Raw genomic sequence first — 25588 nt, forward strand, 5'->3', positions numbered from 1 at the left:
GTGAAGCGACTGACGAAGTTCGCCGCGGGCGGGGCGCTCACCACGGTGACCGCGCTCGTGCTGAGCGGCTGCGCGTTCAACGGCGTCTACGACGTCCCGCTTCCCGGCGGGGCCGACCTCGGCAGCCATCCGTACACGCTGAAGATCCAGTTCAAGGACGTGCTCGACCTCGTCCCGCAGTCCGGGGTGAAGGTCAACGAGGTGCCGGTCGGGCAGGTCAAGTCGATCGGGCTGACGCCGGACGGCTGGCACGCCGAGGTGACCGTCGAGGTCAACGGCGACGTCAAGCTGCCGGCCAACGCGATGGCCAACGTGAAGCAGTCGAGCCTGCTCGGCGAGAAGTACGTCGAACTGGCCTCGCCGGGCGGCACCGAAGCGACCGGGGAGCTGGCGAACGGGGCGACCATCCCGCTCGCGCGCACCGGCCGCGACGTCCAGGTCGAGGAGGTGCTCGGCGCGCTGTCCCTGCTGCTCAACGGCGGCGGCGTGGAGCAGCTCAACACGATCACCAAGGAACTCAACAACGCCACCGCCGGCCGTGAGCCGGACATCAAGGCGCTGCTGAACAACGCGAACGAGCTGGTCACCAACCTCGACAACCAGTCGGCCAACATCACCCGCGCGCTCGACGGCCTCAACCGGCTGTCCATGACGCTGCGGGACCAGAAGGACAAGCTGGTCGGCGCGGTCGACAACCTCGGGCCCGGCCTCGGGGTGCTGGAGCAGCAGCGCGGTCAGCTGGTCACCATGCTGAACGCGCTCAACAACCTCTCCGGCGTCGCGACCGACACGGTCAACAAGAGCAAGGCGGACCTGGTCGCCGACCTCAAGGCGCTCACGCCGACGCTGCAGAAGCTCGGCGAGGCGGGCAGCGACCTGCCGAAGGCGCTGGAGATCCTGCTGACCTATCCGTTCACCGACCAGGCCTACAACGACGTCAAGGGCGACTACTTCAACCTGTTCGCCAAGGTCGACCTGAACCTCAAGGACGTCATCGACAACCTCGGCCGCAGCAGGCAGAACGGGCTGAACGGGCTCATCCCCGCGCCCGGGTTGACCGGCGGCGTCGAGGGCACGCCGTCGAACCAGCCGCCGCCGCTGTCGTTCCCGGGCAGCCAGCCCGCGCAGCAACAGCAGCAGGCTCCGTCCGCGACCGGCGGCCAGGGCGGCGGGCAGCCGTCGCAGGGCGGGTTGTCCGGCCTGTTCGGGGTGCTTTCCGGAGGTGCTGGCTGATGTTGCTGCGCAGGACGAAAATCCAGCTGGTGGTCTTCGCGATCATCTCGGTCGTGGCGATCGTGTACGCGCTGATCCGGTTCGCCGGCCTCGGCACGGTGTTCGGCAGCAGCGGGTACACGGTGAAGCTGCAGCTCAACGAATCCGGCGGAATCTTCACCAACGCCGAGGTCACCTACCGCGGCTTCAACGTCGGCCGCGTCGGGCAGCTGCGGCTGACCCAGACCGGGCTCGAGGCCGACCTGAACATCGACCCGTCGGCCCCGCGCGTGCCCTCCGATCTGGACGCGGTCATCGCCAACCGGTCCGCGGTCGGCGAGCAGTACGTGGACCTGCGGCCGAAGAACGACCAGGGCCCGTACCTCGCGGGCGGTTCGGTGATCCCGGCCGCGCGCACGACCACGCCGGTCAGCACCGACCGGCTGCTCGGCGACCTCGACTCGCTGTCGGCCTCGGTGCCGACCGACGCGCTGCGGAAGGTCGTCGACGAGTCCTACGACGCGTTCCGCGGCACCGGCGGCGACCTGCAGAAGCTGCTCGACACCGCGCGCAGCTTCACCACCACCGCGCAGCAGTACCTGCCGCAGACCGTGCAGCTGCTGCAGGCCGGCGGCAAGGTGCTGGACACGCAGAACGACGAGGCGTCGAACTTCGCGTCCTTCTCCAAGAGCCTCAACCAGCTCAGCGGGACGCTCAAGAACTCCGATGGCGACCTGCGCAAGCTGATCGGCGTCACCCCACAGGTGGCGACCCAGATCAGCCAGGTGCTCAAGGAGACCGGGCCCGGCCTCGGCGCGCTGACCGCGAACCTGCTGACGACGGCCAATCTGACCGTGACCCGGCTGGACGGCCTCGAACAGGGCCTGGTCACCTATCCGGCGCTGGCGGCCGCCGCGCCGTCGGTGGCCCCCGGCGACGGGACCGCGCACCTCGGCTTGGTGCTGAACCTGTTCAACCCGCCGTCGTGCACGAAGGGCTATCTGCCCTACAGCCAGTACCGTCCTGGTTCGGACACCTCGGTCCGGCCTGCGGACGACAAGGTCTACTGCGCCGAGCCGAAGGGCAGCCCGATCAACGTCCGGGGTTCCCAGAACGCGCCCTACAACGGCGTGCCGGTGCAGCCGTCGCAGCAGGACATCGCGGCCAACCAGAACCGGCCCGCGCAGGAGCTGCAGGAGATGCGCGACGCTCAGGTGCCGGGCGTCGTCGGCAGCCCCGGGGTGTCCCTGAACAGCATGGGCTCGCTGCTGGGACTCGGCTGACCGGGATTTGATGACTGTTACCTACTCTGGAGTGTTATGAGTGCCGAGCACGCGGTCGCCGAGGACGAGGCGACCGCCGACACGCCCGAACCGGCAACGGCGGTGGCGGCGAAGGACAAGTGGACGCTTCCCGGATCGCCGCGCGTCTGGCTGTTCGGGTCCGGGGCGTTCGCTCTCGCCGCGCTGGTGGTGGCGATCGTGTTCGGGATCATGTGGCTGGTCGCGGAGATGGACGGCGACCGGGATCTGGCTTCGGCGCGCGACGACGTGCTCAAGGACGGCACCGCCGCGGTGCTGGCCTACACCCAGGTCGACTACCAGAACCTGGACGCGTACTTCCAGAAGCAGAAGGACGTCTCCAGCGACGACATGGCCAAGCAGATCCAGCAGGCCCAGCCGAACTACTCGAAGGCGCTGACCGACCAGAAGGTCAAGGTCACCACCACGATCCAGGACATCGCGGTCGAGGAGCTCAACGACCACGACGGCAAGGCCAGCTTCCTGGCCGCGATCAGCACGGACACCTCGGCGGGCGGGAAGAACGCCACCAAGGCGCTGCGGCTCGAGGTCCAGATGACCCGGGTTGACGGCACGTGGAAGCTGTCCGGGATCGACCAAGTGCCGCTCGTCGCCGCCGGCAAGTAGCTTCACCCGCAGATCGGAGTTCCGCAGTGCCCCCCTCCCGTCGCCAGCCACCGCGCAGCAGCACGCCACCGGCCCGCAAGCCGAAGGTCGCCGGGCTGCGCAAGCCGTCGGACCCGGCGGTGCAGGCGGCCTCGCCCAAGCCGCGCCCCCGGCCGCGGCCGCTCCCCGACGCGGACCCGGCCGAGGTGACCCAGGAGCTGCGGATCCCCCGCGGCGGCCTGGTGCGTCCGGCCGACCCTGAGCCTGCCGAGACCAAGCCTGCCGAGACCGCGGTCGAGGAAGACACCGCCGCCGAACCCGAGGCCGAGGTCTCCGGGGTAACCAAGGAAGCCCCGGCCGAAGAGGTCGACGCGCTCACCGGCGAGGCCGTCGAGGACGAGAAACCGGCCAGGCCGAGCCCGCGGCGCAAGAAGCGGGACACCGGCTCGGAGAAGCCCTCGGACGTCGAGGAGGCCGAGACCAAGGCCCGGGCGGACGAGGAAGCCGCGGTACCGGCTCAGCGGTCCGTGGTCAGCCGCAACACCGTGCGGGTCGCACTGCTGCTGGTGGTCGGGCTCGCGCTGGTCGCCGCGGCGGTGATCTTCCAGGTCAAGGGTTCGGACGCGGCCGATTCGACGAGCAACCGCGCGGTGCTCGACGTGGCGAAGACCGCGCAGGTCAAGGACCAGGTCTCGAAGGCGATCGAGACGCTGTTCTCCTACGACTTCAACAACATCAAGAAGACCGAGGACGCGGCCAACCAGCTGCTCGCGACCGACCAGGTCAAGACGAGCTACAACGCGCTGATGGGCCAGGTCAAGAAGCTCGCGCCGGAGCAGAAGGTGGTCGTGACCTGCAAGGTCACCCGCAGCGCGGTGATCCGGCTGAACGGCGACCTCGCCAGGGTGATGCTGTTCATCGACCAGACGTCGACGCGCGCGGACACGAAGCAGACCGCCGCGGGCACGGCGCAGATGCACGTGGACGCCCAGCTGCAGGGCAACATGTGGAAGATCACCGACATGGACACGTACAAGGCCGCAGCACCGGCCGCGGGTGCGCCCGCGCCGTCCGCGCCCGCCTCGGCTCCGCCGTCGAAGTAAGCGTCCTCAGCAGACGTCACGGCCCGTTCCCGGAAGCTCCGGGGGCGGGCCGTCGTCGTGCCAGGGGAGCGGAGCTCGTGAGTGCCGGTGCCGGTTAGAACCGGCATAGACACTCACGAGCGACGCTGGCCCAGCGTCCGGTAAGCCGTCCGGAGCGGCTCATGTTTCAGCGCGTCCGGCGTTTCCGGCGGCACCAGGGGTTCGGGGCCAGTCTCGGCCAGCCGGTCCAGCAGAGCGACTGTGAGGCCGTCCAGCTCGGCGCGCAGCACGGACAGGTCGGGCCCGCCCGCGGGCCGGTCGCCGGGATGCTCGGTCCAGTGCGCGAAGAGACGGCGCTGGACCTGCTTGCTCGCCGCGATCTGGTCGGCGAGGAACCCAGCGGCGAGGTCCGGATCGAGGCCGACCTCACGGGCCAGTGTCCGGACACGGGCGAGCTCCCGCTGCTCGCGGACGGGATCGTCGACGGGCCGTCCGGCCCCGAACTTCGCCGCGGCGACCTGCTCGCTGATCGCCAGCCTGCGCAGGACCAGTTCGGGAAGCGAGGCGTCGGGTTCCGCCATCGTGCGCACCTCCGGGAGTTCGGCCCCGCCCAGTTGATCACCGGGACGCACCCGTTGCCAACCGCCGGTCCCGGCGCGCGCAACCCCTGTCCGGGGGACCCGGAATCTGGGTTCGAGCTGCCCGAAGTTCCCCTGTTCCGGCTACCGCGCCCCGTGCCCGGCCGCTCGCGGAATGTGATCCATCCCGCGCGCGCCGCGCCGACGCGGAAACCGCCGCCGGACCCGCGTCCAGGCCGCCCACCTGCACCGCGGCCGGGCCGACCTGCGCGGCGATCCCCGGGTACCCGGCGGTAACCAGAACGTGAGCCGGATCGGTCACCCTGCGCTGTCCCGCTTCGACGCTGCGCCAACCGGCGGGAGAGCCGCGCGGCATCTTGACTCCAAAGCCACGTGGGTTCACGCTTACTGCCAACGGTCACGGCCGGGGAACGCGAACCTTGCGGGAGGGGCGCGAAAACCCGGTGCGAAACCGGGAGCCAGAGGACGCAGTGAGGCTCAGGGAGACGCACTGCCCGAAGGTGACGCGATGCAGGCTGGGCCCCGTCGGGAGTGCCCCCTGGACAGACCGCGTCATCCGGGCTAGACTGCCTCTTTGCGCTGCCCTCTTTCAGGCTGCCCGGAGCCGGTAGTTAGGATAGTGGGCACACGGCACCCCTGACAGTCCGCGACAGCTGTTGCCATCGCGGCTGCTCACCGCTCATTGTCCCCGGAAGGACGCATCTTGGCAGTCTCTCCCGCGAACCAGGCCACTGCTGCGACCACCTCGGCTGAATCCCGCGCGCAGGCCACGGGAATCCCCGGAGCGCCCAAGCGGGTCTCCTTCGCGAAGATCCGCGAGCCACTCTCCACCCCGAACCTGCTTGACGTCCAGATCCAGTCGTTCCAGTGGTTCACCGGCAACGAGGCGTGGTTCGAGCGCCGCGTCAACGAAGGCGAAGAGAACCCGGTCGGCGGTCTGGAAGAGGTCCTCAACGAGATCTCTCCGATCGAGGACTTCTCGGGCTCGATGTCCCTGTCCTTCTCCGCTCCGCGCTTCGACGAGGTCAAGGCCTCGATCGAGGAGTGCAAGGACAAGGACATGACGTACGCGGCCCCGCTGTTCGTCACCGCCGAGTTCGTCAACAACAACACTGGCGAGATCAAGAGCCAGACGGTCTTCCTGGGCGACTTCCCGGTGATGACCGACAAGGGCACCTTCATCATCAACGGGACCGAGCGGGTCGTCGTGTCCCAGCTGGTGCGTTCTCCGGGTGTGTACTTCGACAGCAGTGTCGACAAGACGACCGACAAGGACGTCTTCAGCGTGCGCGTGATCCCGAGCCGCGGCGCGTGGCTCGAGTTCGACGTGGACAAGCGCGACACCGTCGGCGTCCGCATCGACCGCAAGCGCCGCCAGCCGGTCACCGTGCTGCTGAAGGCGCTGGGCTGGTCCACCGAGGCGATCCGCGAGCGCTTCTCGTTCTCCGAGACGCTGCTGGCCACCCTCGAGAAGGACCACACCGCCGGCACCGACGAGGCGCTGCTCGACATCTACCGCAAGCTGCGCCCGGGCGAGCCGCCCACGAAGGAGAGCGCGCAGACGCTGCTGGAGAACCTGTTCTTCAAGCCGAAGCGCTACGACCTGGCCAAGGTCGGCCGCTACAAGGTCAACAAGAAGCTGGGCCTCGACACCCCGTACGAGACCGGCACGCTGACCGAAGAGGACATCGTCTCGGCCATCGAGTACCTGGTCCGGCTGCACGCCGGCGAGGACAAGATGACCAGCTCCGCCGGCGTCGAGGTGCCGGTCGAGACCGACGACATCGACCACTTCGGCAACCGTCGCCTGCGCACCGTCGGCGAGCTGATCCAGAACCAGATCCGGGTCGGCCTCTCCCGCACCGAGCGCGTCGTGCGCGAGCGCATGACCACCCAGGACGTCGAGGCGATCACGCCGCAGACCCTGATCAACATCCGCCCGATCGGCGCGGCGATCAAGGAGTTCTTCGGCACCTCGCAGCTGTCGCAGTTCATGGACCAGAACAACCCGCTGTCGGGCCTGACGCACAAGCGTCGTCTTTCGGCCCTCGGCCCGGGTGGTCTGTCCCGTGAGCGCGCCGGCATGGAGGTCCGCGACGTCCACCCGTCGCACTACGGCCGGATGTGCCCGATCGAGACGCCGGAAGGCCCGAACATCGGCCTGATCGGCTCGCTGTGCTCGTACGCGCGGGTCAACCCGTTCGGCTTCATCGAGACGCCGTACCGCAAGGTCGTCGAGGGCCAGGTCACCGACCAGGTCGACTACCTGACCGCGGACGAGGAAGACCGTTACGTCAAGGCGCAGGCCAACGCGCCGCTGACCGACGACGGGCACTTCGTCGAGTCCAAGGTCCTCGGCCGCCGCAAGGGCGGCGAGGTCGAGCTGATCGACCCGCTCGAGATCGACTACATGGACGTGTCGCCGCGGCAGATGGTCTCCGTCGCCACCGCGATGATCCCGTTCCTGGAGCACGACGACGCGAACCGCGCGCTGATGGGCGCGAACATGCAGCGTCAGGCCGTTCCGCTGCTGCGCAACCAGGCTCCGTACGTGGGCACCGGCGTGGAGCTGCGCGCCGCGGTCGACGCCGGGGACGTCCTGGTCGCCGAGCAGGCGGGCGTGGTCGAGGAGCTGTCCGCGGACATCATCACGATCATGCACGACGACGGCACGCGGAAGAGCTACGGACTGTACAAGTTCCGCCGCTCCAACCACGGCACGTGCTTCAACCACCGGCCGATCGTCAACGAGGGCGACCGGGTCGAGCAGGGCCAGGTCATCGCCGACGGCCCGTCCACCGAGAACGGTGAGATGGCGCTCGGCAAGAACCTCCTCGTCGCGGTCATGCCGTGGGAGGGCCACAACTACGAGGACGCGATCATCCTCTCCGAGCGCCTGGTGCAGGACGACGTGCTGACGTCGATCCACATCGAGGAGCACGAGATCGACGCCCGCGACACCAAGCTGGGCGCCGAGGAGATCACCCGGGACATCCCGAACGTCTCCGAGGAGGTCCTGGCCGACCTCGACGAGCGCGGCATCATCCGCATCGGCGCCGAGGTCCGCGACGGCGACATCCTGGTCGGCAAGGTCACGCCGAAGGGCGAGACCGAGCTGACCCCGGAGGAGCGCCTGCTCCGCGCGATCTTCGGCGAGAAGGCGCGCGAGGTCCGCGACACCTCGCTGAAGGTGCCGCACGGCGAGACCGGCAAGGTCATCGGCATCCGGGTGTTCTCCCGCGAGGACGACGACGAGCTGCCCCCGGGCGTCAACGAGCTGGTCCGCGTCTACGTGGCCCAGAAGCGCAAGATCCAGCCGGGCGACAAGCTCGCCGGCCGGCACGGCAACAAGGGTGTCATCGGCAAGATCCTGCCGGTCGAGGACATGCCGTTCATGGAGGACGGCACCCCGGTCGACATCATCCTGAACACCCACGGTGTTCCGCGACGGATGAACATCGGCCAGATCCTCGAGCTGCACCTCGGCTGGCTGGCCTCCCAAGGCTGGACGATCGAGGGCAACCCGGACTGGGCGAAGAACCTGTCCGAGGAGCTCTACGACGTCGCGCCGAACACGAACACCGCGACCCCGGTGTTCGACGGCGCGAAGGAGGAGGAGCTCACCGGGCTGCTCGGGGCGACCAAGCCGAACCGCGACGGCGAGCGGATGGTCAAGGAGAACGGCAAGGCCACGCTGTTCGACGGCCGCTCCGGCGAGCCGTACCCGTACCCGGTGTCGGTCGGCTACATGTACATCCTGAAGCTGCACCACCTGGTCGACGACAAGATCCACGCCCGCTCCACCGGCCCGTACTCGATGATCACCCAGCAGCCGCTGGGCGGTAAGGCGCAGTTCGGCGGCCAGCGCTTCGGCGAGATGGAGTGCTGGGCGATGCAGGCCTACGGCGCGGCTTACACGCTGCAGGAACTGCTCACGATCAAGTCGGACGACGTGGTCGGCCGCGTCAAGGTGTACGAGGCGATCGTGAAGGGGGAGAACATCCCCGAGCCGGGCATCCCGGAGTCGTTCAAGGTGCTCCTCAAGGAGCTCCAGTCGCTGTGCCTCAACGTCGAGGTGCTCTCCAGCGACGGCGCGGCGATCGAGATGCGCGACTCCGACGACGAGGACCTCGAGCGCGCAGCGGCGAACCTCGGCATCAACCTGTCCCGCAACGAGTCGCCCTCGGTGGACGACGTCGTGCACTGATCCGGTGTCGAGCGGGAACCTGCCTCCCGCGGGTTCCCGCTCCACCGCCGACCCCTCCTCTAGCCGAAACAACCCCAAGGGGATCTAGACGTGCTGGACGTCAACTTCTTCGATGAGCTCCGGATTGGCCTCGCCACCGCCGACGACATCCGTCAGTGGTCCTTCGGCGAGGTCAAGAAGCCGGAGACCATCAACTACCGGACCCTCAAGCCGGAGAAGGACGGGCTCTTCTGCGAGAAGATCTTCGGTCCGACCCGGGACTGGGAGTGCTACTGCGGCAAGTACAAGCGCGTCCGGTTCAAGGGCATCATCTGCGAGCGCTGCGGCGTCGAGGTCACTCGCGCCAAGGTGCGCCGTGAGCGGATGGGCCACATCGAGCTGGCCGCGCCGGTCACCCACATCTGGTACTTCAAGGGCGTTCCGTCGCGCTTGGGCTACCTGCTGGACCTGGCGCCCAAGGACCTCGAGAAGATCATCTACTTCGCGGCTTACGTCATCACCGGCGTGAACACCGAGCTGCGGCACAACGACCTGCCGACGCTGGAGAACGAGATCGGCGTCGAGCGCAAGAACCTCGAGACGAAGCGCGACGCCGACATCGAGGCCCGGGCGCAGAAGCTGGAAGCCGACCTGGCCGAGCTGGAGGCGGAGGGCGCGAAGTCCGACGTGCGCCGCAAGGTCAAGGAGGGCGGCGAGCGCGAGATGCGCCAGCTGCGCGACCGCGCCGGCCGCGAGCTGGACCGTCTCGAGGAGGTCTGGACGACCTTCACGAAGCTCGAGCCGCGTCAGCTGATCGCCGACGAGCTGCTCTACCGCGAGCTGATCGACCGGTACGGCGAGTACTTCACCGGCGGCATGGGCGCGGAGGCGATCCAGAAGCTGGCGACCGAGTTCGACGTCGCCGCGGAGGCGGACAGCCTGCGCGACACCATCCGCAACGGCAAGGGGCAGAAGAAGCTCCGCGCGCTGAAGCGGCTCAAGGTCGTCGCCGCGTTCCAGGCGACCGGCAACGACCCGCGCGGCATGGTGCTCGACGCCGTCCCGGTCATCCCGCCGGACCTGCGCCCGATGGTGCAGCTCGACGGTGGCCGCTTCGCCACGTCGGACCTGAACGACCTGTACCGCCGCGTGATCAACCGGAACAACCGGCTCAAGCGGCTGATCGACCTCGGCGCGCCCGAGATCATCGTCAACAACGAGAAGCGGATGCTGCAGGAGGCCGTCGACGCGCTGTTCGACAACGGCCGCCGCGGGCGTCCGGTCACCGGACCGGGCAACCGGCCGCTGAAGTCGCTGTCCGACCTGCTGAAGGGCAAGCAGGGCCGGTTCCGCCAGAACCTGCTGGGCAAGCGCGTCGACTACTCGGGCCGTTCGGTCATCATCGTCGGTCCGCAGCTGAAGCTGCACCAGTGCGGTCTGCCGAAGGACATGGCGCTCGAGCTGTTCAAGCCGTTCGTCATGAAGCGGCTGGTCGACCTGAACCACGCGCAGAACATCAAGTCCGCCAAGCGGATGGTGGAGCGGTCGCGGCCGCAGGTGTGGGACGTGCTCGAAGAGGTCATCACCGGCCACCCGGTGATGCTGAACCGTGCGCCGACCCTGCACCGGCTGGGCATCCAGGCCTTCGAGCCGCAACTGGTCGAGGGCAAGGCCATCCAGCTGCACCCGCTGGTCTGCGAAGCGTTCAACGCGGACTTCGACGGTGACCAGATGGCGGTGCACCTGCCGCTGTCGGCCGAGGCGCAGGCCGAGGCCCGGATCCTGATGCTGTCGGCGAACAACATCCTGTCGCCGGCGTCGGGCCGTCCGCTCGCCATGCCGCGTCTGGACATGGTCACCGGTCTGTTCCACCTGACCCGGCTGAACGAGAACGCCGAGGGCGCGGGCAACGCGTACTCCTCGCCCGCCGAGGCGATCATGGCGTTCGACCGCAAGGCACTGAGCCTGCACGCCCCGGTCAAGATCCGCGTCACCGACCGTCAGCCGGCGAAGGCCGACGAGGCGCGGCTGGCCGAGGCCGGCTGGGAGCCGGGCAAGCCGTGGCTGGCCGAGACGACCCTTGGCCGCGTGCTGTTCAACGACCTGCTGCCGGCGGACTACCCGTTCATCAACGAGCCGATGCCGAAGAAGCGGCAGGCGGCCATCGTGAACGACCTCGCCGAGCGGTACTCGATGACGCAGGTCGCGCAGACGCTGGACAAGCTCAAGGACGCCGGTTTCTACTGGGCGACCCGCTCGGGCGTCACGGTCGCGATCTCGGACGTGCTGACCCCGGTCGGCAAGAAGGCCATTCTCGACGAGTACGAGGGCAAGGCCGACCAGGTCGAGAAGCGGTACCAGCGCGGTCAGCTGTCCCACGCCGAGCGCAACAACGAGCTCGTCAAGGTGTGGACGCAGGCGACCGAAGAGGTCCACAAGATCATGGAGACGGCGCTGCCGGACGACAACCCGATCGCCATGATCGTGAAGTCGGGCGCCGCCGGCAACATGACGCAGGTCCGTTCGCTGGCCGGTATGCGTGGTCTGGTGTCGAACCCGAAGGGTGAGTACATCCCGCGTCCGATCAAGGCGAACTTCCGCGAAGGCCTGTCGGTGGCGGAGTACTTCATCGCCACGCACGGTGCCCGGAAGGGCCTGGCGGACACGGCGCTGCGTACCGCGGACTCGGGTTATCTGACCCGTCGTCTGGTGGACGTTTCGCAGGACGTCATCGTCCGCGAGATCGACTGCGGCACCACGCGCGGCATCATGATGCCGATCGGCGAGGACCTCGGCGACGGCAAGGTCGTGCGCGACCAGCACGTCGAGACCTCCGTGTACGCGCGGAACCTCGCGACGGACGCGGTGGACGCCAAGGGCAACGTCGTGCTGAACGCGGGCGACGACATCGGCGACCCGGCCATCGAGAAGCTGCTCTCCAGCGGCATCTCGAAGGTCAAGGTCCGCTCGGTGCTGACCTGCGAGTCGGCGGTCGGTGTCTGCGCGACCTGCTACGGCCGTTCGATGGCGACGGGCCAGCTCGTCGACGTCGGCGAGGCGGTCGGCATCGTCGCCGCCCAGTCGATCGGTGAGCCGGGCACGCAGCTGACGATGCGTACGTTCCACCAGGGTGGTGTCGCCGGTGACGACATCACGACCGGTCTGCCCCGGGTCACCGAGCTTTTCGAGGCTCGCGTGCCGAAGGGCAAGGCTCCGATCGCGGACGTCGACGGCCGCGTGCGGATCGAGGAGAGCGAGCGGTTCTGGAAGATCACCCTGATCCCGGACGACGGGTCGGAGGAGATCGTCTTCGACAAGCTGTCCAAGCGGCAGCGGCTCGCGAACACCCCGAACGGCCCGCTGGGCGACGGCGACCACGTCAACGTCGGGCAGCAGCTGCTCGAGGGCACGCCGGACCCGCACGAGGTCCTGCGCGTCATGGGCCCGCGCGAAGCGCAGATGCACCTCACGGACGAGGTCCAGAAGGTGTACCGGGCGCAGGGTGTGTCGATCCACGACAAGCACATCGAGGTCATCGTGCGGCAGATGCTGCGCCGCGTGACGATCATCGACTCCGGTGCCACGGACTTCCTGCCGGGCGAACTGCCCGAGCGGACGAAGTTCGAGGCGACGAACCGGGCCGCGGTCGCCGAGGGCGGCGAGCCGGCCTCGGGGCGTCCGGTGCTGATGGGCATCACGAAGGCGTCGCTGACCACGGACTCGTGGCTGTCGGCGGCCTCGTTCCAGGAGACCACGCGAGTCCTGACCGACGCGGCGATCAACGGCCGCTCGGACAAGCTCGTGGGCCTCAAGGAGAACGTCATCATCGGTAAGCTCATCCCGGCCGGTACGGGCATCAACAAGTACCGGAACATCCAGGTGCAGCCGACCGAGGAGGCGCGGGTCGCGGCGTACGCGATCCCGTCCTACGACGACGGTTACTACACCCCGGACGTGTTCGGTTCGGGCACCGGCGCCGCGGTTCCGCTGGACGACTACGACTTCGGTCGCGACTTCCGCTGATCCCGCTCCGCTTGAACGAAACGCCCCCGGCTTCGGCCGGGGGCGTTTCGCTGTATGAGGGGTCAGACGGCGGCGGGCACGTTGATCCGGTCGAGGAAGTCGGCGATCAGGTCGATTCTGGCGACCAGGGTCGCCGGGTCGATCTCGTCCCGGTAGACCGCGTAGCACCACCCGTGCTCGAGGCCGATGAGGTCCGGAAGCAGTTCATGGTTGCCGCGCAGCCAGTCCATCGTCTCCGGGGCGATGACCTGGGCCGAGAGGTCCTGATCGCTGGCGTATCCGGTGAACTCGTTCTCGGACGGCGTGAATTGCTCCCAGCGGGCGGCCGAGGGCGAGGTTCGCGCCTCCGCTTCGAACAGCCTTTGCTGGTAGTTGAGATACGCCATGGTCCGCCCGAACATCCGCACCGGTTCGGTCGGGTACGCCTTGGCGATCTTCATGCTCGGCGTCGGCCCGACCTTGGTTTCGATGGTGTACTCGTAGATCCTTCTGCTGCTGTTGGCCCCGACCCGGAGCGAGCACCAGTACGCGCTGACCCGGAACTGCCGGTCCCGCCGCGGCAGGTCAGCCGCGAACTCGACGGTCGGAGGACTGCTGGGGAAGGTCATGCCCTCCGAGATGGTCTTCGGCCGGTACAGCTCGCCAAGAGGCTTCCGGCGCTGCGCGGACCGGGGCCGCCCGTATTTCAGATCGGCGACCATGGATCCGCCCAGTTCCTCGGGCACCGCGTGCAATGCGGCCAGCCAGGCTCGCTTCGCTCGTTTCTTCTTCAGATGCCAGCGGAAGCCGAGATAACTCGGGAGCACGACCATGACCAGGATTCCGACGATCGGTCCGAGCCACACCCAAGTGTCGGCCAGTGCGCGAGCCACGGCTCAGAACTCCAGGTCTTTTTTGGTCTCGTCTTTCGAAGTTCCGTCCCCGGTCGCCGTGTACTCGACGGCCTTGCGCGCGTTCTCCAGGTGTCCCAACGGTTTCCCTGGCTTGACCGGAAGGTCGGTTTCGTTCTTGTCGTGGCTTCGGAGCCCGACCTGCGACCGTGCCTCGTCCAGCAGCTTCCCGCCGACGGTTTTCCCGAAACCGTCCTTGGCCCGCTTGGCGGTGGTCTTGCCGCCTTCCTCGGCCATCTTGGCCACCTCGTCCTTGGCCGCCTTGAAGAACGTCTGGAACCGGGCGATCAAGTCCTTGATCATGTCGAGCAGTTTCTGCAGCTTGCTGACCTGCTTGGTCGCCTTGCCCGCGGTAGACGCCGCGCGCACCCCGGTCGCCGTGCCCGCCGCCGCGGTGGATGCTCCGAACGACGGGACCGCGGCGGCCAATGCCGGGATCCAGATCATGATCAGCCAGGTGATCAGCTCGGTCAGCAATGCCTTGATGAAGTCCTCGATGACGGTCATCGCCATGCTGCACACCTGCAGCATCGTCGCGATGTCGCCGGCCTGGTCGGCGGTGCCGGTGATCCCGGTCGAGAACTTGGCCAGCTTCTCCGCCGCGGTTTCGGCCGCGCCGCCTTCCCACTGCGAGAGCGAGCTCTTCGCCTGCTCGCTGAACTGGTGCGCGAACTGCTCCAGCCCGCGCCCGATCGCCGTGAAGTTCTCGGCCGCCTTGGACAGTGCCGGGCCGTCGCCGCTGACGAAATGGATCGCGTCCTGGAGCGGGTCGCAGACGGCCAGCAGGAAGTTCAGTCCCTGGCCGACCAGCCAGCCGATCGGGTCGGAGCTGATGCTCATCGCGGTTTCCGCGCACGACTGGACGAAGTTGGTCGTCTCGGAAACCACCCCGCTCAGCCCGGTCGCGGTGTCGCCTGCCTTGATCGCGTCGCTGGTGCCCGCGTCGTAGATCTTCACCGCGCCGCCCACCACCGGCAGCGCGTTGACGATCTTCTTGCCGGTGCCGTCCTCCGGCTTGATCTCGATCTTGCCCAACGGATCAGACATCCCGCCCCCTACTTCCGTCCGCTGCCGAGGTTGTCGATCTTGCCCATGACGTCTTTCCAGCTGCGGCAGTGATCCTCTTCGGTCTGGTCGTAGAACTGGCCGGCACGGTTGATCTTGTCGGAGGCGGACTGCAGGCCGGTTTCCATCGCGGTCAGCAGGTCTTTCAGGTCGTCGACCATGCTCGTGTACTTGTGCTTGACGAAGATGCCGACGACGCCCCAGGACTCGTCGCCGACGTCGGCCTGGGACACCTTGCCCTTGACCCCGGCGACCGCGGTCTTGTTGCCCGCCAGCTGGCGGGAGTAGTCGTAGAGCTTCGCCGTCTGCACCTGGTAGCCGGCCATCAGCGGTGGTCCTCGTCGTCGAACAGGTTCTTCAGGAAGTCGTCCCCGGCGGACCCGGCCGAGGACGGCGGTGGCGGCGGGGGAGAGGTCTTCTCCGCGGGGTCGGCCAGCAGTTCGCGCTCGGAATAGTCCTCGTGCTGTTCTTCCTCGACGCTCCGCTGCGGCGCGGGCGCGCCCCGCTCCATCGCGGCACGCAATTCCTCGACGTCGGTGCCCAGCAATTCGGCCTGGGTTTCCAGCACCTGCTCGGTGAGCTGCATCGAGTTGCCTGTGTGCTGGTCCACCAGCACGGCCTGCTGCCGTGCGGACTCGGCGACCGCCTGGTGCAGGGTCGCCATCAGGATCCCGGACAACTCCGCCCCGCCGCGGCGCAGCGCGGCATCGGTGACCTGGATGTCCTTGATCGACCCGCCCGGACCGGCGACCACGGTGACCGACCGGTCGGGCGACGTCGCGATCGCTTCGAGCGCGCTCAGTTCCTCCTGCATCTGGGCGATGCCGGCGAACTGGTCGTCCACCCGCCGCAGCCTCGATTGGAACCGGTCGAACTCCGCGACCAGCCGGTCGAACTCATCGGACATGTCGTCTCCCCCTGCGCTCGGTTGCTTGCAGATATGGCCCAATCCGGCATTTTACGGACGGTATCCGACCAAACACGGCAAAACCGCGAAAAAGGCCGGTCGCGCGGCCTCGGTCGCGGTGCGTAGCGGGTTCGGAGACGGTACTTGTACGGTCGCGGGCCGATCTCCGGCTGGCATACCTTCGCGCGCGTGGCTGATGTCGTGCCGTTCACGGACAACTTCTCGGATCTCTCCAACGCACAGGGATACCAGTTCGAGTTCCGTTGCGAGCGCTGCGGAAACGGGTACCGCTCGGCGTTCCAGCGGGACGCGATGGAGACCGGACGCAGCATGTTGCGCGCGGTGGGCTCGTTCTTCGGCGGGACGTTGCAACAGCTGAGCAGCTCCGCGGACCAGTGGAAGTACGACCGCGCGACGAACTCGTCAGCGAAGGACCGCGCGCTGACCGGAGCCGTCGAGGAGATCACCCCGCGCTTCCGCCAGTGCCGCGGCTGCAGCGACTGGATGTGCGCGGATCAGTGCTGGAACGAGGAAATCGGCCAGTGCCTGCGCTGTTCGCCGATCGTGGCGGAGGAGATCTCGCGCGCGCAGGCGGCGGCGCAGCGGGACCAGATCTGGGACAAGGCTCGCGAGAAGAACTGGACCAAGGACCTGGACCTGGGCACCCGAGCAAAGCTCACCTGCCCGGACTGCGGCCTGAAGGTGGACGGCGGGAAGTTCTGCACCGGATGCGGAAGTTCACTGGCTCCGACGGTCCACTGTGGAGAATGCGGCAAGGAGTCCAAGGCGGGCGCGGTGTTCTGCGCGGATTGCGGGCACCGGCTCTGAGGTCAGACCTCGGCGAGGGCTTCGCGCCGCTTCTTCACTCGGCGGGGGACGCTGGGTAAGTAGGTCCGTTTGAGCAGCAGGAGACCCGGAAAAAGCCAGATCAGCGCGCCGAGGAGATCGACGGCCGCGAACACCGAGCCGATTTGGTAGCCAGGATGGCCCCAGAACGGACCGACCGCGACCTCGACGACGGTGCCCGGTGCGGGAAGCTCATTCTTGGTCCAGTCGGCGGTGATTTCGTGGATGCTGCCGTCTTGCTCGTAGGTTCCGTCGATCTCGGCCCGGTCCTCAGTGCACGACATGCCGCCGGAGGTGGTCACGCAATGCCGGGTGCCGCCTTCGCTGACCCGGGAGACCGTCGCTTGCACTTGCGGAGCCAGCCTCGTCAGCACGGCCAGCGAGTTGCCTGCCGGTGCCACGCCGATGGTGATCATGGCGAGCGCGATGAGCGTCCGCGCGGTCAGCGAGATCGAGGTGACCGGCTGCCGGTCGCGGGCGTCGCGCCTGCGGTTCAGCGGCGTGCGGATGAACCCGCCGCGCTTGCCGATCCAGGCGTCGTACCCGGTGTCCGCGCTGGTCGCGACTGAACGGAATTGCCGGTCGTTCGCCCACTTCTCCCAGATCGCCGAGGGGACGGCGGCGGCGAGCATCGCGAGTTTGCGGGAGTTGTCGAACATCCGGTCTTCGGTCAACCCGCCGGTGTCGGTGGTCCAGATCGCGTCCTCCCTGAAGGCGACCTGGTGCACGCGGAAGAACCGGTCGTTCAGGAGCAGCTCGCGGACCTCGCCGGTCAGCATCTCCCGGGCGAACTCCGGATCCGAGGTGTAGACGGAGAACCGGCGGTCGAATCCGGGGTCGGTTTCGAATTCGTGCAGCGTGGTGTCCGGACGCAGCCAGCCGAACTGGTTGCGGGTGATCCGCATGTCTTCGAGCGGAGTGAAGTGGTCCGGGGCGAAGGCTTTGGTCTTCGGCGCGATGGTCAGCGCGGGCACGTTCGGGATCCGCAGCTCCACGACTGAGTAGATCGAACTGAGCGCTTCGGCCAGCTTCGACTTCCGGCGGAAGTTCTCGTCCCGGTATGGGGATTCGGTCGAATACTCGATGCCGAGCAGCCGGTGCCCGTGGTGGGTGAACTCGACCGTGGCCCGGCTCGGCCAGGGATCGGGATGATCCCGCGGGACGGCAAGTCCGTGGCGGGCAAGGAAGCCGAAACTGGGCTCGCCGTTGGAGTCGACGCGGCTGGCCCAGTGCTGCTGGTGCCAGCCACGCCAGACCAGCAGCGCGGCGACGACTAGCGGCACGCCGTACCAAGCCAGCGCGGGTACGGACACGCTGGCGGAGAACCAATACAGCGTCGTGAGCGAAACCGTTGTCCCGCAAAGGAGATGAAAGACCGCCGCCAAGACCGAGCTGCGACGCTCGGCCCAGGCGGCGATCCAAAGCAGCACAAACGACAGCGCGTAGCCGCTGAAGAAATAGCCAGGGACAATCAGCTCGTCCACGAAAACCCTTACATGTCCAGGTTTTCCCGAGTGTCCTTGGCGGAATGCTTCCCGGCCTCGTCGCTCGCGTCCTTGGACTTGCCGATGTCCCTCGCGTTGCTGATCATCTTGTCGGCGAAGTCGAAGCCGCCCTTGCCGACGTAGGCGGAGCCCTTGCTCAGGTCGGCCGGGTTCACGCCGATGACCTGCTTGACCGCCTCGCCCGGCATGCCCTTCAGCGCGTCGACTGTCGCGGTGCCGAACGCGCTTCCCTTGGTTCCGGTGGCGTTGGCGACCGCGCCCGCGAGCGCCTTTTCCGTGCCGGGGGTGATGCGGGCTCCGGACGGGGTGAGCTTCGAGCCCTGCTTGATCATCTCGTCGGCCCACTTGGCGAGGAAGGTCAGGAACTTCTCGATCAGCTGGCCGAGCTTGCCGAGGTGGCTGGTGACCCGGCTGACCGTGCTGGCCACGCGGGCGACCGAGGCCGTCATCGCGGCGGCGACGGACGAGCCGAGGCTGACCACGGACGCGGCGAGCGCGGGCAGCCACAGGTAGATGAGCCAGCTGACCAGTTCGGAGATCAGCGCCTTGACGACCTCTTCGATGACGGTCATCACCATCGACCACATCTGCAAGGTCTCGGCGACCGCGCCCGCGCTGGAGCCGATGCCCTTGATGCCCTCGGAGAACTGGGCCAGCGCCTTCTTCGCGGCGTCGCCGCCCTCGCCCTGCCAGTCCTTGAGCGCCTCGTCGCCTTCCTTGACGAAGTTGTCGGCCAGGGTGACGAAACCCTTGCCGATCTCGACGAAGTTGCCGGAAGCTTCCTTGAGGGCAGGGCCGTCGCCGGTGACGAAGTGCAGGGCGTCCTGCAGCGGCTGGATCAGTTCGATCAGCATGTTCAGGCCGTTGCTGACCAGCCAGCCGACCGGGTCGAGGGCGAAGCTAGCCAGGTCCACCGCCGCGCCCGCGACGAAGCCGGCGCCGTCCTGCACCAGCTGGCCGCTGGCCGAGGCGAAGTCGCCGAAGCTCTTGGCGTCGCCGTAGTTGTCGATGGCGCCGGAGATCGTGTTGACGCCCTTGCCCACGAACGGCGTCTTCTTGGCCGCTTCGAGCGCGTCGTGGCCGAACCCGTCTTCGTGCTTGATCTTTACGCCGTCGGCGACGCTGTCCTGTCCCATGAGTTCCCCTTGCTCAGAGCGGTCCGTCGATCTTCGCGTCGAACTTGCCGAAGGTCATGACGGTGTCCTTCTCGTGCCCGTCGTAGATCTCCGCGGCTTTGCCGAGCTTTTCCTGAAACACTTCGACGCCGCTCTTCATGGCCTCGAGCAGCTGCTTGAGCTCGTCGAGCTTGCTCGTGTAGGTCTGCTTGGCGACCAGCCCGATCAGGCCCCACGACTTGTCGCCGACGTCGGCCTGGCCCACGAGGCCGTTGAACTTGCCCGCCTCGCTCTTGTAGTGGTCGAGGTCGGTGGAGTACTTCGTGATGGCCGTCGTGACGACGCTGTGGGTCATCGGTGGTCCTCCTCGTCGTTGAACAAGTTCTTGAGGAACTGGTCGCCCGCCGAAGTGGAAGGCGGCGGCGGAGCGGGCTGCGTCGGCTGCTGCTCAGCGCGAAGCAGGTTGTTGTTCGCGAAGTCCTCCTCGTCGCGAACCGGCGCCGCCTGCCGCTGCGGCTGCGCCTCCGGGAGGTTGGACTCCAATTCGTCCACTGTGGTTCCCATGCCCGCGGCTTGCGCTTCGAGAACCTGCTCGGACACGTTCAGTCCGAAGGCCGTGCCGACGTGCTCGTCGACGATCCCGGCCTGCTTGCGCGCGGATTCGGCGACGGCCTGGTGCAGCGTCGCCAGGATCGTGGACGCCAGCTGGTCCGGCTGCTGGCGCAACGCGTCCGGGGAGAGCCGGAGGTCCTTGACCGACCCGCTCGGGCCCGCCACCACGGTGACCGACCGGTCCGGCGACATCACCTGCGCTTCGAGCGCGTTCAGTTCCTCCTGCATGTCGCCGACCTTCGCGAACTGCGCTTCGGCCTGCTTGAGTTTCGTCTGGAACTTCTCGAACTCCGCGACGAGTCGGTCCATCTCTTCGGACACGGCGGTCACACCTTCCCTGCACCTCGCTGATGTGCGGGATTATGCCGCTTCTGTCGGCTTCGTGCTTCAAGAGTGCGGAATCCGGAGCGGGTGATCACCGCAGGTCAGCAAACCGCTCCGCTAGGGCTGGGACTCGACCTGTCCGGATTGCCTGATCTCGCGCAGGATGCGCACCCGGCGGGGCTCCCGCGGCCGGAAGATCGTCTTGAAGAACAGCAGCCCGAGCAGGAGGGGGACCAGCGCGGCGAGCATGGTCGTCACGACGGCGGCGGTGTTCTGGAACACCGTGTTCCACCAGACGGGCCCGATCCGCACGTCGACCACGTCGCCGCGTTCGGGCAGTTCGCCCGAGACCCAGCCGGTGACGACCTCGTGCGTCCGGCCGTCGAGCGGGTAGGTCCCGCGGACCGCGGGCGACCTGCTGCCGCAGATCTGGGTGCGGTTGGCACCACAGGCGCGGCCCGGATCGCCGCCGTCGGATTCGAGGACCGTGAGCGGGACCTCCGGGGCGAGGCCGACGGCGGTGGCCAAGCCGTTGGCGATCGGCAGCAGACCGCCCACCACCATGGCCGCGGCGAGCAGCGAGCGCGTCAGCACCGTCGTCGGGGCGAGCGGTTGCCGGTCCATCGACTCGCGGTAGCGGTTCACGCGGTTCCGCACGAATCCGCGGCGCTGGCCGAACCACAGGTCGTAGCCGGTTTCGGCGCGGGCGGCCACTCGGGAGAACTCGGTGCCGGGCCAGAGGTTCGACGTCACGGCCGCGGCGAAGATCGCGAGATGGCGGGCGTTGCCGAGCAGCCGGTCTTCGTTCAGCCCGTCCGCTTCTGCGGTCCAGAGCGCGTCGTGGTCGAACACAACCTCGTGGACCCGGAACCACAGGTCGTTGAGGATCATCTCGCGCACTTCCGGGGTGAGCACCTTGGCGGCGAACTCCGGATCCTCGGTAGCGACCTCGAAACGCCGGTCGAATTCCGGGTCCACCGCGACCTTGCGCAGTTCCTCGGCCAGGAACTCCCGCGGTTGCTCGGACGGCTTCGACGACGGTTTCGGGGTGCCGACCTGAATGCGGGTGATCCGGGCGTCCTCGAACGGGGTGGTGTAGTCCGGTTCGAACGCGCCGACCTTCGGCGTGATCAGCAGCGTCGGGCTGGCCGGGATCCGCAGTTCGATCATCGAGTAGAGGCCGCCGATGCGGTCGGTGACCCGGCTGGTGGCCGAATCCGGCTCGGTGAGCGGGTATTCGACGCCGAGCAGCCGGTGGCCCTGGTGCTCGAGTTCGAGGACTCGCCGCAGCGACAGGCTGTCCTGCTGGTCGAACGGCACGGTGCGGCCGCGCTTCGGCAGCACCCCGAAGGTCGCTTCGTTCGTGGTGCCGAGGCGGCGGAGCGAATCTCGTTGCCGCCAGGATTGCCAGAGCACGAAGGCGACGAACGCCACCGGCAGCGCGATCCACACCGCCAGCGGCGCGCGGACTTCCATGCTCACGGTGAACCAGGTCAGCGTCGTGCCGAGGAAAACGAGGCCGCAGGCGATGTTGCTGATCGCCGAGGTGGCCGTGCCGCCGCCCTCGGCCCGGCCTGCGATCCAGAGCAGGACGAACGCGGTCAGGTAGCCGAGAACGATGTACCAGGGAAGCGGTTCCGCCATCTATTCGCCCATATCGAGGTTGCCGCGGGTTTCTTCGATGCTCTCACCGTCGCCGACTGACGGGTTCTTGGCGTAGTCGACGATCTTGTTGCCCATCTTGTAGGCAGCTTTGCCCTGGCTGCCCGGGCCCTTGGACAGGTCGCCGGGGCTGGTTCCGGTGACCTCCTTGATTGTTTCCTCGTACAGCTTCTTGGGCACGCTCTCGGCGGCTTCCTTGGCCGCGTGGCCGAACAGCGCGGCCCTGGTCTTGGTGTCCGCGGCGAGAGCGCCGGCCGCCACTTTTCCGGCCTGCGCCGGGAGTCCTCGTTTGCCGGTCTCGGTCAGCTTGATGCCCTCGTCGGCCATTTTGCCGCTCCATTTGACGAGGAACATGACGAATTTGTCGAGCAGCTTGCCGAGTTTGCCGAGGTGCTTGGTGACCTTGGCGACCACGCTCGCGACCTTGGCGATCGATGTGGTCATCGCGGTCGCCACGGAGGCGCCGAAGGACACGACGGAGGCGGCGAGCGCGGGCAGCCACAGGTAGATGAGCCAGCTGACCAGGTCCGAGATGAGGGCTTTGACGACTTCCTCGATGACGGTCATCACCATCGACCACATCTGCAGCGTGTCCGCGACCGCGCCCGCCGCGGTGCCGATGCCCTTGATGCCCTGCGAGAACTGGGCCAGCGCCTTCTTCGCGGCGTCGCCGCCCTCGCCCTGCCAGTCCTTGAGCGCCTCGTCGCCGTCCTTCACGAACTGGTCGGCCAGCATGACGAAGCCTTTGCCGATCTCGGTGAAGTTCTCGGACGCGCGTTTGAGGCCAGGGCCGTCGCCGGTGACGAAGTGCAGGGCGTCCTGCAGCGGCTGGACGAGTTCGATCAGCATGTTCAGGCCGTTGCTGACCAGCCAGCCGATCGGGTCGACCGCGAAACTCGCCACGTCGACGGCCGCGCCCGCGACGAAGCCGGCGCCGTCCTGCACCAGCTGGCCGCTCGCCGCCGCGATGTCCCCGGCGTCTTTGGCCGAGCCGAACTTGTCGACGGCACCGGAGATCGTGCTGTAGCCCTTGCCGACGATCGGCGCCTTTTTCGCCATGTCGGACGCGTTCTGGCCAAGGCTGTCGTCGTAGCCCTTGACCTTGCCTTTGACCCCGTCCGCGACGCTGTCCTGTCCCACGTCTTCCCCCTCCCTCGGCCCCGGAGCGGATTATGCCGTTTCGTGTCGGTTCGCGCCTTCGGGCCGCGGCCCGGTCGGCGGCGAAGGAGCGAGAGTTCCCGGGATTTGGTCACGAAAAGGTAACGAACATATCGGGCGAACGGACCCGTCCCGGACGCCGAAGCGCCGAACATACTGTGGGCCGAACGGAGCATCGCAGGTCAGCGCCGCTGCTCGCGGCGGGTGCGGCGCGAGAGGCGGGCAAGTCGGCCCAGTTCGTGGGATATTCACCCCTTCGGTCGATGTTCCCACGATTGATCACCGCATTGACAGTGCGTGCGGTTCGCCAGAGTATTTCGCGCATGTCCTTTCCGGTTGCCCTGGTGTGGCGCCTGCACGTTGATCTGCGGCAGCAGGCCAGCGCGCTGTGTAGGAATTCCTGACTTTTCTCCCGGCCGCGTTCGGCTGGCTGATTTCTCTTGCCCCGCAACGGGTTTTGGCTGCCCGAGGGGATAAACGCTTTCCGCGTTCCGGGCGGGTTCCGTGCTGCCCGCAGAACGGGGAAAGAAGTGCCTTCGCGGGCGCTTCACGGGAACACAAACAGGGAGACACAATGCGATTCAGCTCCTCCTCGGGCGCCCCGCCCCGATGGCGGAAAGCGCTGACCGTCGCCGGCGCGGTCGCGCTCGCGATCGGCGCGGTGACCTACACCGGGTCCAGCACCAGCGCCTACGCCGACGTCCAGGTGGTCACCGACGCCAAAACCGCGTCCGACGGCAAGCAGTACTGGGTGCAGAACCACCTGGTGAGCAAAGACCTCGCGGCGCAAGCGCGTTCCGCGGACGGCACGCCGAAGAAGTGGCTGCTGGTCTGGGCCGGCGACGAGAACATCGCCGACACCGCGGTGAAGGACGTCAAGAACCTGCCGGGTTCGCTCGGCGGCGGTCTCGGCAAAATCAAGAATGCCCTGCCCGGTCCCGATTTCCTCGCGGTGATCGACGCGACGCAGGGCTCGCCGACGTACGGCAAGGTGGTGAACACTGCGACCGTCGGGCCGCTGGTCGAGAACGAGCCGCACCACATGCAGTACGTGTGGCACAAGGGCGACACGATCTACGCCGGTGCGTTGTTCGCCGCGGCGACGTACGCGTTCGACGTCAGTGCCTTGCCGCAGCTGAAGCTCAAGGGCATCAGCCTGCCGACGCAGACGCTCGGCGGTTCCGTGCCCGACGCGTACTGGGTGCTGAAGGACGGCACCGCGTACGGCACGTACATGGGCGGTCCGGTCGTGCCCGGTCCGTACGCGTACCAGGACGGCTCCACGCAGATCGGCAACGGTTTCGCCGGCAGCCCGGGCGAGGTCGTGCACTTCGACCAGAACGCGCAGGTGCTGTCGCAGAATCCGGCAGCGACCCCGCAGGGCGACAACGCGAAGCTGTGCGACAACCTGCCACAGCTGGGCAAACCGTCCTGCGCGAACCCGCACGGCGTTCAGGCGCGCGAGGATCTCAACACCCTCGTCACCAGTGACTACGCCGAACCGCGCAACATCATTCTCGACCCGGTGAAGCAGCCGTCGCCGTATCTGCGCCGACCGACGATCCGCACCTGGGACATCTCCGACCGCAATCACCCGAAGCTGAAGGCGGTGTCCTACCTGCAAGACGGTCCCCGGGCGAATCCGGCGGACCCGCTGCACTCGGAAAGCCGCGCGGTCATGGAGACCACGGTGACGAACAAGCCCGGGCACAAGGGCGCGTTCGCCGAGACGATGCAGGGCGGCGCGATCTTCTACACGCCGGACATCACGGCGAAGGACCCGCACTGGATCGAGGTGTTCGACGACGGCACCGCGGGCAAGCCGATCTACTCGCAGAACGACTCCAACGGCGCCAGCTCCAACGGCGGCTGGCTGCAGACCAGTCCGGACGACCGGTTCCTGTACCACGCGGTGCAGGGCAGGCAGAAGGGCGCGCTCGGCCCGGACGACCCCGGCACCACCGGCGGCGTGTACGTGCTCGACATCCAGAAGCTGGTCGCGGCGGGCGACAAGGTCGAGGACATCAAGGGCCGCGTCGACACCAAGGAGAAGGCGCAGCAGGGCGGCGGGGGAGACCTGCCGACCGTCGTCGGCTCCGCGCCGATCAACCCGGGCGTTCCCGGGGCGGGCCCGCACTGGGGCGCGTACGACAACCTCGCGCTCGGCCAGGACGGTCTCTACCACGAAACCGAGCAGCCGCAGCACATCGCGGTGTCGAACTACTTCGTCGCTCGGTCCGGTTTGGACGGTGACCACAAGGTCAACCTGCTGAACCTGGCTCCGGACGGGAAGATCGCGGTCGATCAGAACTTCCGCGACGAGTTTACCGGCCAGGTGGGCATCAACTTCAACCGGAAGTCGTGGCCGCACGGGGACTTCGGCAACGCCAAGCCGCACTCCGAGCTGTTCGTGGTCGCCGACCAGAACGTGAAGTAACTCGTTCCCGGCGCGCGGACGCCCGTCCGCGCGCCGGGATTCTCCCCGGAAGGTCTCC

At 67.7% G+C, this 25588-nt stretch carries 19 protein-coding genes; 8 read left to right on the top strand and 11 right to left on the bottom strand.

Annotation, left to right across the window (positions count from 1 at the left end; genetic code table 11):
- From L3Q65_RS39475 to L3Q65_RS39490, 4 genes are read left to right on the top strand one after another with little or no spacing between them, the layout of a single operon-like run.
- Complete coding sequence (locus L3Q65_RS39475) at positions 1–1233, top strand: MCE family protein (RefSeq protein WP_182890299.1); 1233 nt, start codon at positions 1–3, stop codon at positions 1231–1233.
- Complete coding sequence (locus tag L3Q65_RS39480) at positions 1233–2495, top strand: MCE family protein (protein ID WP_182890298.1); 1263 nt, start codon at positions 1233–1235, stop codon at positions 2493–2495. Before L3Q65_RS39475 ends, L3Q65_RS39480 begins: the two co-directional genes overlap by 1 nt.
- A 36-nt stretch (positions 2496–2531) precedes the next feature.
- Entirely contained in the window at positions 2532–3140 is a 609-nt protein-coding gene (locus L3Q65_RS39485; RefSeq protein ID WP_182890297.1) for a hypothetical protein, read from the top strand.
- Positions 3141–3166: 26 nt separating this feature from the next.
- Positions 3167–4222: a hypothetical protein gene (locus L3Q65_RS39490; protein ID WP_237597941.1), complete on the top strand. Its 1056-nt coding sequence runs from the start codon at positions 3167–3169 to the stop codon at positions 4220–4222.
- 113 nt (positions 4223–4335) lie between these two features.
- On the opposite strand, the gene aroQ is transcribed toward L3Q65_RS39490, so the two are convergent.
- On the bottom strand, positions 4336–4782 hold the full coding sequence (gene aroQ, locus L3Q65_RS39495) for a gamma subclass chorismate mutase AroQ (RefSeq protein ID WP_237597942.1): 447 nt from the start codon (positions 4780–4782) through the stop codon (positions 4336–4338).
- Positions 4783–5503: 721 nt separating this feature from the next.
- Between aroQ and L3Q65_RS39500 the strand changes: the two genes are divergently transcribed.
- Positions 5504–9007 carry a DNA-directed RNA polymerase subunit beta gene (locus L3Q65_RS39500; protein ID WP_037816287.1) on the top strand — a complete coding sequence of 1168 codons (3504 nt, stop codon included), beginning with the start codon at positions 5504–5506 and terminating at the stop codon, positions 9005–9007.
- A gap of 90 nt (positions 9008–9097) precedes the next feature.
- Positions 9098–13009, top strand: a complete 3912-nt coding sequence (locus L3Q65_RS39505) for a DNA-directed RNA polymerase subunit beta' (RefSeq protein ID WP_182890295.1) — start codon at positions 9098–9100, stop codon at positions 13007–13009.
- Positions 13010–13071: 62 nt separating this feature from the next.
- Here the strand turns inward: L3Q65_RS39505 and L3Q65_RS39510 are convergent, their stop codons facing one another.
- The 4 genes from L3Q65_RS39510 to L3Q65_RS39525 are packed head-to-tail and all read right to left on the bottom strand — an operon-like array spanning position 13072 to position 15871.
- On the bottom strand, positions 13072–13881 hold the full coding sequence (locus L3Q65_RS39510; RefSeq protein WP_182890294.1) for a hypothetical protein: 810 nt from the start codon (positions 13879–13881) through the stop codon (positions 13072–13074).
- Between the two features lie 3 nt (positions 13882–13884).
- Positions 13885–14946, bottom strand: coding sequence for a hypothetical protein (locus L3Q65_RS39515; protein WP_237597943.1), 1062 nt, complete (start codon positions 14944–14946; stop codon positions 13885–13887).
- Between the two features lie 8 nt (positions 14947–14954).
- A complete protein-coding gene (locus tag L3Q65_RS39520) occupies positions 14955–15290 on the bottom strand; it encodes a hypothetical protein (protein WP_182890292.1) in 336 nt (111 codons plus the stop codon).
- Positions 15290–15871, bottom strand: coding sequence for a YbaB/EbfC family nucleoid-associated protein (locus tag L3Q65_RS39525; protein WP_237597944.1), 582 nt, complete (start codon positions 15869–15871; stop codon positions 15290–15292). The genes L3Q65_RS39520 and L3Q65_RS39525 overlap by 1 nt, the downstream gene beginning before the upstream one ends.
- 189 nt (positions 15872–16060) lie before the next feature.
- Here L3Q65_RS39525 and L3Q65_RS39530 point away from each other — a divergent pair, with 189 nt between their 5' ends.
- The gene (locus tag L3Q65_RS39530; protein WP_237597945.1) at positions 16061–16699 is read left to right on the top strand and encodes a zinc ribbon domain-containing protein; all 639 of its coding nucleotides are present in this window, start codon (positions 16061–16063) and stop codon (positions 16697–16699) included.
- A gap of 2 nt (positions 16700–16701) precedes the next feature.
- On the opposite strand, the gene L3Q65_RS39535 is transcribed toward L3Q65_RS39530, so the two are convergent.
- The 6 genes from L3Q65_RS39535 to L3Q65_RS39560 form a co-directional block, all read right to left on the bottom strand.
- Positions 16702–18201: a DUF3137 domain-containing protein gene (locus tag L3Q65_RS39535; protein WP_237597946.1), complete on the bottom strand. Its 1500-nt coding sequence runs from the start codon at positions 18199–18201 to the stop codon at positions 16702–16704.
- An 8-nt stretch (positions 18202–18209) separates the two neighbouring features.
- The gene (locus L3Q65_RS39540; RefSeq protein ID WP_237597947.1) at positions 18210–19358 is read right to left on the bottom strand and encodes a hypothetical protein; all 1149 of its coding nucleotides are present in this window, start codon (positions 19356–19358) and stop codon (positions 18210–18212) included.
- A gap of 13 nt (positions 19359–19371) precedes the next feature.
- Positions 19372–19692 carry a hypothetical protein gene (locus L3Q65_RS39545; protein ID WP_237597948.1) on the bottom strand — a complete coding sequence of 107 codons (321 nt, stop codon included), beginning with the start codon at positions 19690–19692 and terminating at the stop codon, positions 19372–19374.
- Positions 19689–20270 carry a YbaB/EbfC family nucleoid-associated protein gene (locus L3Q65_RS39550; protein WP_237597949.1) on the bottom strand — a complete coding sequence of 194 codons (582 nt, stop codon included), beginning with the start codon at positions 20268–20270 and terminating at the stop codon, positions 19689–19691. The genes L3Q65_RS39545 and L3Q65_RS39550 overlap by 4 nt, the downstream gene beginning before the upstream one ends.
- A gap of 120 nt (positions 20271–20390) precedes the next feature.
- On the bottom strand, positions 20391–21917 hold the full coding sequence (locus L3Q65_RS39555; protein WP_237597950.1) for a hypothetical protein: 1527 nt from the start codon (positions 21915–21917) through the stop codon (positions 20391–20393).
- Positions 21918–23075 carry a hypothetical protein gene (locus L3Q65_RS39560; RefSeq protein WP_237597951.1) on the bottom strand — a complete coding sequence of 386 codons (1158 nt, stop codon included), beginning with the start codon at positions 23073–23075 and terminating at the stop codon, positions 21918–21920.
- Positions 23076–23667: 592 nt separating this feature from the next.
- On the opposite strand from L3Q65_RS39560, the gene L3Q65_RS39565 reads away from it, so the two are divergent.
- Positions 23668–25530, top strand: a complete 1863-nt coding sequence (locus L3Q65_RS39565; protein ID WP_237597952.1) for a selenium-binding family protein — start codon at positions 23668–23670, stop codon at positions 25528–25530.
- Positions 25531–25588 lie beyond the last annotated feature (58 nt).

The sequence above is a fragment of the Amycolatopsis sp. FU40 genome (assembly GCF_021903635.1).
Classification (GTDB): Bacteria; Actinomycetota; Actinomycetes; order Mycobacteriales; family Pseudonocardiaceae; genus Amycolatopsis; species Amycolatopsis dendrobii.

Coding starts and splice junctions, on each gene's coding strand:
- aroQ (WP_237597942.1), bottom strand. CDS start 4,782: ATGGCGGAACCCGACGCCTCGCTTCCCGAACTGGTCCTGCGCAGGCTG.
- L3Q65_RS39485 (WP_182890297.1), top strand. CDS start 2,532: ATGAGTGCCGAGCACGCGGTCGCCGAGGACGAGGCGACCGCCGACACG.
- L3Q65_RS39555 (WP_237597950.1), bottom strand. CDS start 21,917: ATGGCGGAACCGCTTCCCTGGTACATCGTTCTCGGCTACCTGACCGCG.
- L3Q65_RS39515 (WP_237597943.1), bottom strand. CDS start 14,946: ATGTCTGATCCGTTGGGCAAGATCGAGATCAAGCCGGAGGACGGCACC.
- L3Q65_RS39480 (WP_182890298.1), top strand. CDS start 1,233: ATGTTGCTGCGCAGGACGAAAATCCAGCTGGTGGTCTTCGCGATCATC.
- L3Q65_RS39565 (WP_237597952.1), top strand. CDS start 23,668: ATGCGATTCAGCTCCTCCTCGGGCGCCCCGCCCCGATGGCGGAAAGCG.
- L3Q65_RS39520 (WP_182890292.1), bottom strand. CDS start 15,290: ATGGCCGGCTACCAGGTGCAGACGGCGAAGCTCTACGACTACTCCCGC.
- L3Q65_RS39540 (WP_237597947.1), bottom strand. CDS start 19,358: ATGGGACAGGACAGCGTCGCCGACGGCGTAAAGATCAAGCACGAAGAC.
- L3Q65_RS39545 (WP_237597948.1), bottom strand. CDS start 19,692: ATGACCCACAGCGTCGTCACGACGGCCATCACGAAGTACTCCACCGAC.
- L3Q65_RS39525 (WP_237597944.1), bottom strand. CDS start 15,871: ATGTCCGATGAGTTCGACCGGCTGGTCGCGGAGTTCGACCGGTTCCAA.